A 13,233-nucleotide genomic window follows, 5' to 3' on the forward strand; every position below is an offset into this window, starting at 1 on the left:
GACCGGCCACCCCCTGAGCCTTTGTCAGTCCTGCCAACCGCTGGCGTCGGTGAAATCGTCCCAGCCGGGAAGGGGGCGGTCGGGGTGCACCACACGCAGGATCTCGGCGGCCAAGCTGACGGGCGGGGCCTTACGTGGGTTGGCGATGGCCTGGGATGCGATGGTGTCGGTGAGCGCACGGGTGCCGCCGAGACGCGGATAGCCGGCGTGCACCAGGTCGGCGTAACCAGGCGGCAGGTCGGTCGGTGCGCCGCCGACGTCGATGCCGATGCCCTGGATGGCGATTCGGATCTCCGGTGGCCTGCGGCGCTGGAAGACAGGGGATTCGATGAAGCCGATGGTGTGCGCGGCGACGGCATCCCAGATGGTGTCCACTCGGCTGTCGGTGACGCCGTTGTCCTCGAGGAATCGGGCGGCGATGTCCGCGCCGTCGATCTCGAAAGGCAAGTCGCCGGTGGCATTTTCCGCGAGGCCCAGGTCGTGCAGGACGCAGATGAGGTACATGGTTTCTTCGTCGTAGTCGGTGCCGGGACGCAGGCCCTGCTGCTGCGCGATGGCCCGGCCGAACAGGAAGCCGCGCACGCTGTGATTGCAGAGGAAAGGCGGCAGCGTCCTGACCATCAGGGCAGTTGCTTTGTTCACCAACGGATTCGACGGCAATGCCAGCGAATCGGATTGTGCCGCCACTGATATGCCGGTATCCACCGTGGCAGCTCCGGCGAGATTGTCATCGGCGCGACTGGATATAGACATGCTTCTACTCCCAACTAATGACATGCGACGAGAAATGGTTCAGCGAGCGGCAGTGCGAAACCGCTTGCGGTAGTCACTCGGCGTGGTGCTGAGCGCTTCGAGAAAGGTGCGGCGCAACGTTTCCTCGGAACCGAAACCACTGCGCCGTGCGACGGTGGCGATCGGCTGGTCGCCCGCCTCCAGCAGCGCCTGCGCCGCCTCCACCCGAACCTGTTTGACGTACTGCGCGGGCGTCATCCCGATCTCCTGCTGGAACAACCTGCTCAAATGGCGCTCGCTCAGCGCGGCGCGCTGCGCCATCGCAGGCAGGCTGTGGTCGGCCGCCAGGTCCGTGACCACCGCGTCCACCGCTCGCCGCAACCCGGCGCTGCGCGCCAACCCCGCACTCTCGCGCACGCTGAACTGCGATTGCCCGCCGGGCCGCCGCAGAAAGACGACGAGGGTTTTCGCCAAGGAACGCGCCACCGCCGCGCCATGATCATCCTCGACAAGCGCCAGCGCCATATCGATGCCCGCGGTCACCCCGGCAGACGTTGTCACCCGCCCGTCCCGCACATAAATGGCATCGGCATCCACCTGAACATCCGGAAACCGTTGCGCCAGTTGCTCACACATCAACCAATGGGTGGTGGCCCGCCGTCCGCCCAACAATCCGGCCTCGGCGAGCACCATGGCACCGGTGCACACCGAAGCCACCCGCCGCGCGCCGACACTGACCGTTCGCACCGCAGCAACCAACTCCGCCGACATGGCCTGCTGGTGCGGATACCCCGGCACCAACAACGTGTCCACCGCCCCGTCCATCTCAGCGATCGCGCAACTCACCCCGAGCGGCACACCAACGTTCGTCCGCACCGCTTCCCCATTGGGCGAAGCGAACCGAATCCGATGCCCTGCCCAATCGAATACCTGCACCGGCCCGGCGACATCGACCAGCATCACACCGTCCGCCACCGCAACCACGACGTCGCCAACCGATTCCATACCGCCAAGTCTCATCGACCCACCCAACGTCCACAAGGACACGAACCCCACAAATCGAGACATCACACTGAACACCGTTCAGCAAACTTTCCGTAACACCGCACGGCAGGTCGTCTGCGGTATGGCCGCTCGTCGCCGCCCGCCGTCCAGCGCAAAGCCGAATTGCCCATCCGGACAATTCGCGAAGTGCGGATGTCCCCAACACGCCACCACCGTTTTGCTTCCCACCTGAACATCGTTGTGCCGTAACACTATTCAGCGAGCCGAAAGAATGCCGAGCGGTATTGTCGTGGGATGAATTCGGGAGAGGGAGTTGAGTTTCAGGACCTGCGAGTGTTCTTGACAGTCGCAGAACTACTACACTTCGGGCGGGCGGCACAGCGCGTCGGCATATCGCAATCACGAGTCAGCCAGCTGGTCCGGGAGCTCGAGCAACGCATCGGCGGCCCCCTGTTCACCAGAACGAGTCGCAAGGTCGAGCTCACCGAGCTCGGCGCACGGCTGCGTGGCAGCGTCGAGGGGCCGCTTTCCGATTTGCGTGATGCGCTGACTGCCGCCGAAGAAGCAGCGAGCGGCGTCTCCGGCACCGTGCGTGTCGGCTTCGGCACACCGATCGCAGCGGGACCGCTCATGCCGGACATCGTGTGCCGGTTCAGTGCGCAACACCCCGAGTGCAGCGTCGAGCACCTCGATCTCGGATTCGACCGCGATCTGCTGGCCTGCCTGCGCGACAACGAGATCGACGTGCTGGCAATCAGGTTGCCGATCGAACGCGAGGATTTGACAGTCGATCCGGTCCTGTCCTGTGAGAGCCGGGTTGTCGCCGTCGCGAAGGAACACCCCCTTGCCGCGTGCGCAGCGGTGAGTTGGGAAGACGTGGCAGAGTACGCCGTGCACAGCGCACCGCTGCTTCCGGAGGAATCGACTCGCGATCTGGTTCCCGAGTACACCGCTGCAGGCCGGACCATCCGGCGTGGTCCGGAAGCCCGCACATTCAGCGAGATCCTGCTTCGGGTTGCGCAAGGCGATGTCGTTCATCCCACGGTGGCTTCCTTTGCCGACTATCACGGTCACCCAGGTGTCGTCGCTGTGCCTTTGAAGGACGCGGCACCGAGTCGCAGCGGGCTGGTGTGGCCGACAGCAGCGATGACGCCTGCGGCCCGAGCGTTCGTGGCGTGTGCCCGAGAGGTTGCCACCTGCCACCCTGGTCTGTGTACCGAATAGTCGAGCTGCCATCGAGTAGTACGGCTGATCGTTGCGATCGGCATCGGGCCCTTGATCCGGTCGGGATCGCTCGCAACAATTGCCTCATCAGGGCACGCTGCAGTATCAGAAATTCGGGTAACGGGGGGTCGGATAGTGGCATGACGCAGAATGATTCGGCGTACTTCGACGTCTGCGTTATCGGCGGCGGGGCTAGCGGTGCAGTGGCGGCGGCAGAACTCGTGTATGCCGGATTGCGGGTATTGGTGCTCGAGGAAGGCGAAATTCGCCAGGCGCCGAGGATGGGCGACGTCGAACCGGGCTGGCCGCGCGCCTACGTCGTGGAAAACGGCATACGGAGCAACTCCGGGCGTCCGTGGAGCGCACGCGGCATGGGCGGCGGTACGGCGTTCTATGCCGGAATATCCTTTCGCTATCGGCATATTGATTTCGACATCGGAAATCATGTGGCGGGCGATGCCCTTGATCCGAAATGGCCTATCTCCTATGACGATCTCCGGCCGTACTACGACGAAATAGAGCAACGGATCGGTGTCGCAAGGGACGACGGTGATCCGCACGCCCCGCTCAGCCCGGCGGCACTGATGCCACCCCATCCGCTGAGCCTGCCTGGCAGCCTGCTTGCCGACGCGGGCCACACCATCGGGCTGCGTCCCTTCCCTACCCCGCTTGCCGTGAATTCCGTTCCCTACCAGGGTCGGCCGTCGTGTGCCCGACTCACGCCATGCAACGAATACGCCTGCCCGACCGGCGCCAGAGCCGATGCAGCCGCAGTGTTTCTCGATCCGCATCGTGGGGCCGACGGACTCTCGGTGGTCGCGGGCAGCAGGGCGCTGCAGCTCGTGCTCGCCGCGGCCGACCGCGTCGGCTGGGTCGAGTGGCTCGACCTGGCAACACGTACCCGCCATCGGACCCGGGTGGGGTCGGTAGTGCTTGCCGCGAATGCCGTGCAATCTTCGGCGCTGTTGCTTCGATCCGCGCAGCGCTTTGCGCTGACCGGGCTCGGCAACCGGCATGACATGGTCGGTCGCGGACTGTCATTCAAGGTCAGCGGGTCGGTGGAGGGCAGGCTGGCGATCCCACCGAACAGGGTGAACCGGCCGACCGGACCGCACTCCACGGTCGCGTTCTCCAACTACTACGTCGACCCCGACTGCCCGACCGGGCTCGGCGGGATGATGTATGAAGCCAGCCCGGAATCCCGGGCGCCGGTTGACGGTCGGATCGCAGTGCGGATGCATTTCGTGGCCGGAGATCAGCCGATGCGCACGAATCGCGTCCGGTTGGATCGAGACCTCGACCAGTTCGGCGTCCCTTCGATCGCGATCGACTACACGACTCACCCCGTCGACGCCGAGCGCCTGCACTATCTGGAAAAGCGCGCGACCGAAATAATGGTCGCCGCAGGTGCTTCCGATGTCGCTTATCTGGAATCGCAATACCACCGAGGCAGTCGGCACCTGCACGGAGGTTGCCGCGCAGGCGACGATCCCGCGGATTCGGTGGTCGACGCCACGGGCCGGGTCCACGATCTGGCCAACCTTCATGTTGTCGACGGCGGCTTCTTTCCTTTCGCGGGCGGTGTCAATCCGACGCTGACCATCCAAGCGAATGCGCTGCGCATCAGCCGATATCTATCGACCAACCTTGCCTAACCGACATCGACCAAAGGGATTCCTATGTGTTCTGCGATGGTAGATCGTGCCAGGAAAGTGACCGCGTCACAGAACTGGGAGGTTCATCCACGATTCCCGTTCATCATGGAACGTGCATCCGGAGCACATATGTGGGATCACGAGGGCAATCGCTATGTCGACTTCACCTCGTGCAGCGGTGCCGCACCTTTGGGGGCAGGCCATCGCGCGGTGTTGGACCGGACCGTCGAAGAGATGTACCGAACGGGTGGGATCGTGGCGGGCCCGTTGTCCACGCTTCGGGTCGAAGTGGCCGAGCGGCTCTGTGAGTTGTTCCCATGTGCTGAGCGCGCACTGTTCTTTCGCACCGGTTCCTGTGCGACGACCGCGGCGGTCCGGCTTGCGCGGGTGTACACCGGCAAACGACGAGTGCTGACCAGTGGTTTCCACGGTTGGCATGACTGGCAGCTGCAGTACCGCCCCCACCTCGCACTGCCCGATCGCGATCTGGACACGACCGACTTCGCCTACGACCTGGACCGCCTGGCCACATTGAGCGGGGCCGGGGACGTTGCCGCGGTCATCGTCACGCCCGAGGTGAATTTCTTTCCGGAGCGATATCTGAGAGAACTGGAGCGGGTCGCCCGATCGTCCGGCGCGTTGCTGATCATCGACGAGGTGATGACCGGCTTCCGTTACGCCACAGGTGGTTACGCGGCTGCAGCAGGCGTGCAGCCGGACCTCATCACGATCAGCAAGGGGTTGGCGAACGGTACGGCATTGTCCGCAGTGCTCGGCCGCGGTGAAATCCTGCTGGCGCAGGAGAGGACTTACGTGGGCAACACTTTTCAACGTGAGGTGACACCGTTCGCGGCGGCATCGGCCACACTCGATGTGTATCAGCAGGATTCGCCAGCAGCTGAGATCGACCGCATCGGGCGCCGACTCATGGACGGGCTGAACGGCCTGTTCGCCGCTGCGGACATCCCGGCATGGGCGTTCGCGCGGACTGCCATGTTCGACCTGGTCTTCGGTGACGCCGAGACCGGTCACCACTTCTGCACACAGATGTGGTGCCGGGGCTTTCTGATGCAGTACGGCGGCCGATTCCTGCCTTCGGCAGGCACCACCGACAACGACATCGACGACGCGCTCGATGCTGCACGGGAGACCATCGCCGCAGGACTGACACCGGGAGCACGGCCTGATCTGCCGCCGGCCGAAGCGCTGATCCCTTTCGCCAGAGACAACTTCGCCGCGTCCGCCGAAGCGGTGACGCACTGGTCGGCCGAGGCCTCGGTCGAATGAACGGAACGGGAGGAACAGTGGAATTCATCGAACGGCCGAAGCACGGCATCACGGTGTGGTTGACCGGCCTGCCCAGTGCTGGAAAGACCACCTTGGCAGGCGCATTGGCCGGCCAACTTCGCGCCGAGGGCCGACGTTGTGAGGTACTCGACGGCGATGTCGTCCGCCAGCACCTCGCACAGGACCTCGGTTTCAGCAGGGATGATCGTGACGCGAATGTGCGCAGGGTGGGTTGGGTTGCTCGCTTGCTTGCCACGCACGGGGTCATCGTGATCGCCTCGATCATCTCTCCGTATCGAGCAGCCCGGGACGGTGTCCGTGCTTATCATCGAGCGGGCGGCATTGATTTCGTCGAGGTGCATGTCGCGACACCGCTATCGGTGTGCGTCGAACGAGACGTCAAAGGCCTCTACGCGCGCGCCAAAGCAGGCGAGATCACCGGACTGACCGGCATCGATGACCCGTATGAACCGCCGGAGAAGCCCGATCTCCGGCTGGACACCAGCACCGATACCGTCGACCAGAGCCTGGCGGAGCTGCTCGCCGTGCTGGCGACCCGACTACCGCAGTCCACGCAGCCGATCGGTTCCACGTTCGCCTGACAAGCAGGAGTGCACGCCATCATGGGAAGCCCGCTCGTCACCAACCCCGTTCTCCTCGGCGGGGAGAATCGTTCCGGCACAACACTGTTCAGTGTTGTACTGGACTCACACCCCGACCTCGCGGTCGGGCCCGAGCTCGACTTCGTCGAACCGGTGAACCTCGGCCCGCACGTCATTGAGGCCTGTGATCTGTTGCTGGCCGGTGACAGTCGGGTGCTCGGTCCCGGCACCGATACCGGCGATCCGTACTGGTACCACGGCGCACATTTCGTCAAACAATGCGAACGTTTCGGCGTGCCGCCCGAGGTACTGCGTTCTCTGGTCGAGGAGGTCGCGGTGACCTGCGGCTCCGACCTCGAGACGCTCGAGGATCGCTGCCGACTCGTCGAGGCGGTCGGCGAATACCGCCAGTCGCGAACCGGGAAACAGCGCTGGGGAATCAAACTGCAACGCAAGATCGCCAGGGTGGACGAGTTCGCGGCCATCTGGCCACGGGCGCACTTCGTCCACATCATTCGAGACGGCCGTGACGTCGCCGCATCCCACCTGAACACGGTGACCTGGGGATATCGGGACTCCGAGGCGGCGGCCCGCGGCTGGCTCGAGGTCGTCGAGCGGCCACGCCGAGTGGCGCCCGTCGATCGCTACCTCGAGATCCGATACGAGGATCTCGTCGACGACCCGAAGCGGACGTTGGCGCGGGTGTTGGACTTCGTCGGGGTGGCGTGGCGCGACGAGGTGCTCGATCACTCGTCGCTGAACCACTCGCTGTTCCACAAGTCGTGGGGGCATCCCGCCGCAGCAGCGGCGGCGAAACCGCTGTACCGCGAGCAAGTCAGCCGGTATCGACGTGATCTGACCGCGTCGCAGATCAGCGCCTTCGAAGCGATCGCAGGGGACGAGCTCACTCGCCTCGGCTATGGCATTGCCGACGCGTCGTGACTGTACAGGCCGCGCGGCGGGTGTTTCCGATTTGACCGGGGCGAAAGGGCGGACGCTGGCGGAGGCGGGGAAGCGGCGCACATCGTTGTGGGGGAACCGGTCGTTTGTGTTGCTGTGGTCGGGGCACAGCGTTTCGTTGATCGGGTCGCAGGTGACGGTGCTGGCATTGCCGTTGGTCGCGGCAATCACGTTAGGCGCCAGTGCGTGGGAGATGGGGGTGCTCGTCGCTTGTGGGCGGGCGCCGTACCTGGTGTTGGGGCTACCCGCGGGAGTGTGGATCGATCGGTGGCCGCGCCGGAAGGTGTTCATGGTGTGCGCCCTTGGGCAAGCGGTCACGTTGGCGATGGTGCCGCTGGCCGGGACCGCGGATCTGTTGTCGTTGGCGTTGCTGGCGGTGGTGGCTTTCGTGGCGGGTGCGTTCGCCGTGTTTGCCGATATCGCGACGCTGTCGCTGGTGCCGATGGTCGTGCCGCGTGACCAATTGACCAGCAGTCAAGGGGCGTTGGAGACGAGTCAATCGGTGTCGCAGATCGCCGGGCCCGCGCTGGCGGGGTGGCTCGTTCAGGTGCTCACCGCGCCGTTGGCCATCCTCGCCGATGCGGTGAGCTTTCTGGTTGCGGCAATCACGATGGGGCGCATCAGGATTCAGGAGCCATCGGCAGGCAAGGAACCAGGGGCCGGAATGATTCACCAGATCATGGCCGGTGCGGGCGCCGTGTTCGGGCATCGAGTGCTGCGCTACGTGACGCTGTGTACGACCACGCACATCTTGTTCTTCAATGCGTTCACCGCGGTATTCGTGCTCTATCTCGTGCGGGATCTGGGAATGAGTCCCTCGGTCGTCGGCGCGGCCCTGTCTGCAGGCGCCGTCGGCGGCGTGATCGGATCGATCGCCGCCGCTCGACTCAGTGCCCGAATCGGGATGGGCCGCACCATGACTGGAGCGATCGTGGTGGCGGGGACAGGTTCGGCGTTGGTGGTGGTCGCGCGGGACTCCTCGGTCGCGTCTGTCGCACTCGTTGCGGGCACACAGGTACTCATGTGGTGCGCGTTGCAGATCTACAACGTGCTGCAGGTGCCGGTGCGCTACGCCGTGACGCCTGCGGCGATGCACGGCCGGGTCAACGCGACCGTGCGCACCACGGTGTGGGGAACGGCACCACTCGGGGCACTGATCGGCGGGCTCGCCGGCAACCTGGTCGGCCTGCCGACCACCTTGATCGTGAGCGGAGTCGGGGCCGCCCTCGCCGCGGTGTGGCTGATCGGCACCCGGGTCACCCGGATCGACAACCTCGATGCCGCAATGGAATTCGGCCGGGAGTTCAGTCTGAGCCCACGCAGCGGTGTCAGTCGCGGAAGCGGTCGGCGACCCAACCCGTGAGGTCGTCGCGGTCGTGGGTGAGGGTGGCGAAGTGGGCGCCGAGGTCGCCGGGGTCTGGGTTCGGGATCTGGACATCGCCCTTCGGATAGCGCACGTAGAGGTGCGACGGCGATAGTTCGGCGAATGACGAACCAACTCGGGACCACGATGGACCGATGACCGCGATCACCCTCGATTCCGACACCCGGCGGGTGCCGTTGCTGGCCATCTGCCTCGGCTATTTTCTGGTCATTCTCGACGTCACGGTGGTCGCGGTGGCGATACCGACGATCGGCGACTCGCTGGGCGCCGAGGTCAACGCGTTGCAGTGGGTGGTCGACGGCTACACGTTGACCTTCGCCGGTCTGCTGTTGTTCGCGGGCGGGCTCGGCGATCGGTTCGGCGCGAAACCGGTTTTCGTGGCTGGTCTTGCCGCGTTCTCCGTCGCGTCGGCCGGTTGCGGGCTCGCCGTGACGCCGGTGGTTCTGATCGTTGCTCGCCTCGCGCAGGGTGCGGCGGCCGCGCTGCTGGTACCGGCCTCGTTGTCGCTGCTGCGGGCCGCGTACCCGGACCCGGCCCATCGGGCCCGCGCGTTCGGCGTGTGGGGCATGGTCGCCGGGCTCGCCGCGGGACTCGGGCCGGTGCTCGGTGGGCTACTCACCGGGATGTTCGGCTGGCGCGCGGTGTTTTTCGTGAATCTGCCGGTTGCCGCGCTCGCCCTGCTGCTCACCGTTCGGACGGTGCCGTCACCACACGGAACCCGTGGGCGCGGGCTCGACCTGCCCGCCCAACTCACCGGGTTCGCCTGTGTGGCACTGCTTGTCGGAGCCTTGAACGAAGCAGGGCGGGTCGGTTGGACACACCCGTCGGTCCTCGTCCTCGGCACGGTAGCCGTGGTCGCACTCGCCGTTTTCCTTGCGCTGGAGGCAAACTCGGCGTCGCCCATGCTGCCGCTCGCGCTGTTCCGCCGCGGTGAGCTCGCGGCAGCCACCGTGGTCGGACTCCTCATGAACCTCGGCTTCTACGCGCTGTTGTTCGCGGCGCCCTTGTACTTTCAACGCACCTACCACCTCGACGCGTGGCGCACCGGCCTTGCCCTGCTGCCGATGGCGGGCCTGGTCGCCGTGTCGTCGGCACTGGCCGGTCGGGTGATGGCCCGCACCGGTCCGCGCAGGCCGATGCTCATCGGGTTGCTGGTCGGCGCCGCAGGCATCGCAGGCTGGCTCCTCGCCGGACCGAACACCCCCTACCTCGTCCTGGTCGCCCCGATGCTGGCCGCGGGCGCGGGCACCGCGTTCACCATGCCCGCCGCCACCGGCGCGGCAATGACCGCAGCACCCGCCGATCGCAGTGGCGCGGCATCGGCGCTGCTCAATACCGCCCGCCAGCTCGGCAGTGCGGTCGGCGTCGCACTGGCAGGCACCATGCTCAGCGCCAATTTCCTTCCAGGACTGCACATTACCGCCGTCCTCGGCACTCTGGCCTTCCTCGTCGGCGCACTCGTCACTGCGATCTTCATCGGCACGACGTGACCTACCCACCGACCGGAAAATCATTTCCCCGTGCCCACCGAGGTACGGCAGGATTCTTCCCGTGATCAACGCATCTCGCCGACGACCGTCCGGAGTGCACACATGGAATGGGTAAAACCGTTCTTCGACACCGCGGCCGACTGGTGGGGACCGCTGCAACCCCAAGAGTCGGATCGCCAACGCGCCGAATCGATCTCCCGGCTGGCAGGTCCGAATGTCCAGCGCATTCTCGAACTCGGCGCGGGCGACGGCACCACCGCCGCAGCGATGGCCGACCTCGGCTACTCCGTGGTGGCGATCGAGCTCAGCTCGACTCGCGCGCAGCGCGCCGCCGCCCGTGCCGAGCAGGTCGCGAACCTGCGGATCGTCCAGGGCGATTTCTACACAGTCGATCTCGACGAACAGGTCGACTGCGTCGTCTACTGGAACGGCTTCGGCATCGGCTCCGACGCCGAACAGCGCACCCTGCTGCGCCGGGTCAGCCGCGAATGGTTGCGACCGGGCGGCCGGATGATCCTCGATGTGTTCAGCCCGTGGAAGTGGGCACGCATCGCGGGCGAACTCGAATACGACCGCTACGTCATCGAACTCGCGAACTCGAACGACTATGACCCCGTGGCGAACCGGTTCAACGACCGCTGGTGGCCGGTCGGCGACGAGGCACAGGCGATCGACCAGTTCGGCCGGTGCTACACCCCGGCCGATCTCCTGCTGTTACTCGAAGGCACCGGACTTACCGTGGAGCGAATGGAACTCGACGGCAAGGAGATTCGGACCGACCACCGCAACCCGGCCACCCATCCCCTCTGGGACGCATGGGAATACCGTGTCGTCCTCCGACACGACACCTGAGGCTCACTCGTCGTCGAACAGGTGTCGCAGATACCGATCCGGTTCGGCGAGAAAGTCTCTGGTCAACCGCACCGGCAACGCGTCGTCGTAGTCGACCGCAACGATCGCGCCGTCCTCGGTGATCTCGTAGATCGTCGCCCCTGGCAACGCGAGCAGGATCGGCGAGTGCGTCGCCACCACGATCTGACACCGCTGCTCGACCAACTCCGCCAGTCGAGCGAGCACAGCCATGCAGCCGCGCACCGACAGCGCCGCCTCCGGCTCGTCGAGCAGATACAACCCACCGGGGAAGAACCGCACGCGCATCAAGTCGACGAACGATTCACCGTGCGATCGCTCATGCGGCGACACCCCACCGAACACCGCAAGCTGCTCGGGTCCGAGCGCCTCGGTTTCGGTGGCCACGTTGTAGTACGACTCGGCCCGCAGAAAGAACCGGCTCCGCGGCTTGTTGATGCCCCACTTGAGCACCAGGTGGGCGCCGAGCGACGACTCACTCGCACGCGTCGCGAACCGATAGTGCTGGCTTCCCCCTTCCGGATTCATCCCTGCCGCCACCGCCATCGCCTCGACCAGCGTCGATTTCCCGCTACCGTTCTCACCGACCAGAAACGTCACCCCGGGCGCCAAGGCCAACCCGCCTGCCCGCGCCAGCTGCTCGACCACAGGCAGGGCGAACGGATACTCATCCGGCCGCTCCCCCGCCCCGAGCAGCACCTCGCGGATGTAGCCACCGTCCCTTCGCACACCTCATGCTAACGAGTAGCTGGGACGCGACAACCGGGCGCGGGGCAGCGTCGACGGCACCTGCGGCGCAGCGGCGGCGCAGGTGCCGTGGTCAACGGCGTCGGATCAGCCGGAGACCACCGGGTAGTGGTCGGAGAGGTTGGTGTAGGTGTAGTCCTTGCCCCAGCTGGTGACGGTCCATGGGGCGGACTTTTCCTTGATCACCCGGTTCTGCCAGTTCGCGGGGCGCGCATGGCCCTTGCGGTGCAGGACGTAGTCGAGGTCCTCGCGGGCGTCGTTCGGGTAACGGTACGAGGCGATGGAGTTCTCCTTCGTGTCGAAGGAGTACGGGTGGCCGGTGCGCTCGTTGGCCGGCTCGAGGCCCGCGTTCTCCAGCATCGTCGGGTATTCCGCGCTGTGCGAGTCGACGTTCAGATCGCCGGCCACCATGACCTGCTCGGCCGCGGGAATCTTCTTGGCGTCCAAGAACTCCGCGATCTGGCGGAACTGCTTGGCGCGGTCCGACACGGCCTCGCCTGCGCGACACCGGCTGTCGGTGGACTGCGCGTGCGTGCCGACCACGTGCACCTTGGCGCCGTTGACGTTCAGCACCACATAGGCAAATCCCTTGTTGGCCAACCAATCCGCGCCGCAGCCGTTGTTGAACAGGATCTGTTCCTTGCGCACGATCGGCCACTTGCTGAGCACCGCGACGCCGCCGTCTTCCGCGGTGTTGTCCGACCACTTGCCACCGGTGGCGTCCCAGCCGTCCTTGCTGCGCCCGACGACCGGCGTCTGGTGCGGATACTGCTTTGCCGCATCGGCTTTCAAGGCGTTCGAGGTGTCGTTGTCGAGCGCCTCCTGCAGCACGACGACATCGTTGCCCTGGAAGAAGTCGGCCGCCACGATGGCCTTGGCGCGGTGCGCCTGCCCCCAATTCGGGTACAGGGTCGTGCTGAACAGGAAGACGTTGTACGTCAACACCTTCAGCCCTGGCGCAGCCGGGGCAGGGGCCGCCTGCGCGGACTGCGGAAGAGCGACGCCGAGCACCGCGGTGGCGGCGAGGACGGCGAGAGCTCGCACGGGTTTGCATCCGACTAGCGGCATGCTTTCTCCTTCGATCCAACAAGGCCCGTCCGGTTCTCGGACGGCATTGCTGAATACAAAGCGCCCACATTTACGCACAGATGACGACTGGATGATCGACCCATTATCAATCGATGCCAGACCGGTGTCTCTTATCGAATTCCGTACGGCCGCAATCTTATTGGCAGTGAAGGGCGGACTTTCAAATGCTAGTTCCGCCCACTTGTCAA

13 protein-coding genes are annotated in these 13,233 nt (G+C 65.5%); 8 read left to right on the plus strand and 5 right to left on the minus strand.

Features of this window, described 5'->3' with window-relative positions:
• Positions 1-24 precede the first annotated feature (24 nt).
• Together ACGFNJ_RS06450 and ACGFNJ_RS06455 are read right to left on the minus strand one after the other, a co-directional pair.
• The gene (locus tag ACGFNJ_RS06450) at positions 25-753 is read right to left on the minus strand and encodes an HD domain-containing protein (protein ID WP_393444108.1); all 729 of its coding nucleotides are present in this window, start codon (positions 751-753) and stop codon (positions 25-27) included.
• A 39-nt stretch (positions 754-792) separates the two neighbouring features.
• A complete protein-coding gene (locus ACGFNJ_RS06455) occupies positions 793-1,737 on the minus strand; it encodes a GlxA family transcriptional regulator (RefSeq protein ID WP_393444111.1) in 945 nt (314 codons plus the stop codon).
• A gap of 294 nt (positions 1,738-2,031) precedes the next feature.
• Between ACGFNJ_RS06455 and ACGFNJ_RS06460 the strand changes: the two genes are divergently transcribed.
• From ACGFNJ_RS06460 to ACGFNJ_RS06485, 6 genes are all read left to right on the plus strand, one after another.
• A complete protein-coding gene (locus tag ACGFNJ_RS06460; protein WP_393444113.1) occupies positions 2,032-2,961 on the plus strand; it encodes a LysR family transcriptional regulator in 930 nt (309 codons plus the stop codon).
• Between the two features lie 140 nt (positions 2,962-3,101).
• The gene (locus tag ACGFNJ_RS06465; protein WP_393444115.1) at positions 3,102-4,616 is read left to right on the plus strand and encodes a GMC oxidoreductase; all 1,515 of its coding nucleotides are present in this window, start codon (positions 3,102-3,104) and stop codon (positions 4,614-4,616) included.
• Between the two features lie 36 nt (positions 4,617-4,652).
• Entirely contained in the window at positions 4,653-5,903 is a 1,251-nt protein-coding gene (locus ACGFNJ_RS06470) for an aminotransferase class III-fold pyridoxal phosphate-dependent enzyme (protein ID WP_393444117.1), read from the plus strand.
• 17 nt (positions 5,904-5,920) lie between these two features.
• Positions 5,921-6,505: an adenylyl-sulfate kinase gene (gene cysC / locus ACGFNJ_RS06475; RefSeq protein ID WP_393444119.1), complete on the plus strand. Its 585-nt coding sequence runs from the start codon at positions 5,921-5,923 to the stop codon at positions 6,503-6,505.
• A 21-nt stretch (positions 6,506-6,526) separates the two neighbouring features.
• The gene (locus ACGFNJ_RS06480) at positions 6,527-7,447 is read left to right on the plus strand and encodes a sulfotransferase family protein (protein ID WP_393444121.1); all 921 of its coding nucleotides are present in this window, start codon (positions 6,527-6,529) and stop codon (positions 7,445-7,447) included.
• Between the two features lie 106 nt (positions 7,448-7,553).
• Positions 7,554-8,828 (plus strand): MFS transporter, encoded by a 1,275-nt coding sequence (locus tag ACGFNJ_RS06485; RefSeq protein ID WP_393444123.1) that lies wholly within the window; start codon positions 7,554-7,556, stop codon positions 8,826-8,828.
• Here ACGFNJ_RS06485 and ACGFNJ_RS06490 read toward each other — a convergent pair.
• Positions 8,794-8,997, minus strand: coding sequence for a hypothetical protein (locus ACGFNJ_RS06490; RefSeq protein ID WP_393444125.1), 204 nt, complete (start codon positions 8,995-8,997; stop codon positions 8,794-8,796). The two genes, ACGFNJ_RS06485 and ACGFNJ_RS06490, sit on opposite strands and share 35 nt — an antisense overlap.
• Here ACGFNJ_RS06490 and ACGFNJ_RS06495 point away from each other — a divergent pair.
• Entirely contained in the window at positions 8,984-10,339 is a 1,356-nt protein-coding gene (locus ACGFNJ_RS06495; RefSeq protein WP_393444127.1) for a DHA2 family efflux MFS transporter permease subunit, read from the plus strand. The genes ACGFNJ_RS06490 and ACGFNJ_RS06495 overlap by 14 nt on opposite strands.
• Before the next feature lie 102 nt (positions 10,340-10,441).
• Positions 10,442-11,191 carry a class I SAM-dependent methyltransferase gene (locus tag ACGFNJ_RS06500; protein ID WP_393444129.1) on the plus strand — a complete coding sequence of 250 codons (750 nt, stop codon included), beginning with the start codon at positions 10,442-10,444 and terminating at the stop codon, positions 11,189-11,191.
• A gap of 3 nt (positions 11,192-11,194) precedes the next feature.
• Here the strand turns inward: ACGFNJ_RS06500 and ACGFNJ_RS06505 are convergent, their stop codons facing one another.
• Positions 11,195-11,938 carry an AAA family ATPase gene (locus ACGFNJ_RS06505; RefSeq protein WP_393444131.1) on the minus strand — a complete coding sequence of 248 codons (744 nt, stop codon included), beginning with the start codon at positions 11,936-11,938 and terminating at the stop codon, positions 11,195-11,197.
• A gap of 105 nt (positions 11,939-12,043) precedes the next feature.
• Positions 12,044-13,024, minus strand: a complete 981-nt coding sequence (gene sph / locus ACGFNJ_RS06510; protein WP_393444133.1) for a sphingomyelin phosphodiesterase — start codon at positions 13,022-13,024, stop codon at positions 12,044-12,046.
• Between the last annotated feature and the right edge of the window lie 209 nt (positions 13,025-13,233).

The organism is Nocardia sp. NPDC049149, from assembly GCF_043197455.1.
Classification (GTDB): domain Bacteria; phylum Actinomycetota; class Actinomycetes; order Mycobacteriales; family Mycobacteriaceae; genus Nocardia.

Coding starts and splice junctions, on each gene's coding strand:
- ACGFNJ_RS06450 (WP_393444108.1), bottom strand. CDS start 753: ATGTCTATATCCAGTCGCGCCGATGACAATCTCGCCGGAGCTGCCACG.
- ACGFNJ_RS06455 (WP_393444111.1), bottom strand. CDS start 1,737: ATGGAATCGGTTGGCGACGTCGTGGTTGCGGTGGCGGACGGTGTGATG.
- ACGFNJ_RS06460 (WP_393444113.1), top strand. CDS start 2,032: ATGAATTCGGGAGAGGGAGTTGAGTTTCAGGACCTGCGAGTGTTCTTG.
- ACGFNJ_RS06465 (WP_393444115.1), top strand. CDS start 3,102: ATGACGCAGAATGATTCGGCGTACTTCGACGTCTGCGTTATCGGCGGC.
- ACGFNJ_RS06470 (WP_393444117.1), top strand. CDS start 4,653: ATGGTAGATCGTGCCAGGAAAGTGACCGCGTCACAGAACTGGGAGGTT.
- ACGFNJ_RS06480 (WP_393444121.1), top strand. CDS start 6,527: ATGGGAAGCCCGCTCGTCACCAACCCCGTTCTCCTCGGCGGGGAGAAT.
- ACGFNJ_RS06495 (WP_393444127.1), top strand. CDS start 8,984: ATGACCGCGATCACCCTCGATTCCGACACCCGGCGGGTGCCGTTGCTG.
- ACGFNJ_RS06500 (WP_393444129.1), top strand. CDS start 10,442: ATGGAATGGGTAAAACCGTTCTTCGACACCGCGGCCGACTGGTGGGGA.
- sph (WP_393444133.1), bottom strand. CDS start 13,024: ATGCCGCTAGTCGGATGCAAACCCGTGCGAGCTCTCGCCGTCCTCGCC.